This window comes from Zwartia vadi, assembly GCF_030410375.1.
Taxonomy (GTDB): Bacteria; Pseudomonadota; Gammaproteobacteria; order Burkholderiales; family Burkholderiaceae_B; genus Zwartia; species Zwartia vadi.
In genome coordinates this window covers 1-253 of the sequence record NZ_JAUHHE010000066.1, presented here as the reverse complement: position 1 = coordinate 253, position 253 = coordinate 1, and the positions used below count along the sequence as shown (strand labels likewise).

Annotated in this window: 1 protein-coding gene; it reads right to left on the bottom strand. The window is 49.8% G+C overall.

The features are described from left to right. The coding region (locus QWY27_RS15320) for a tripartite tricarboxylate transporter permease (RefSeq protein WP_353958782.1) at positions 1 to 253 on the bottom strand (253 nt) is incomplete at both ends.

The window sequence follows — 253 nt, the reverse complement described above, 5'->3', positions numbered from 1 at the left end:
AAATAATCAAAACCAGCAAGAGCGCAACACCGAGCAGCGAAGCTGAAAGCGGGCGCTCAAGGAAGGTCATGAAGTTACCACGCGACAGCAACAAGGCGCGACGGAAGTTTTCTTCCATGAGAGGACCCAGCACCAAGCCCAGCAGTAATGGTGCGCCCTCGCATTTTAGTTTTGACCAAAGATAACCGACAATACCAAAGATGGCCGTCACAATAATGTCAAAAACGTTGTAGTTCAGCGAGTACACCCCGAT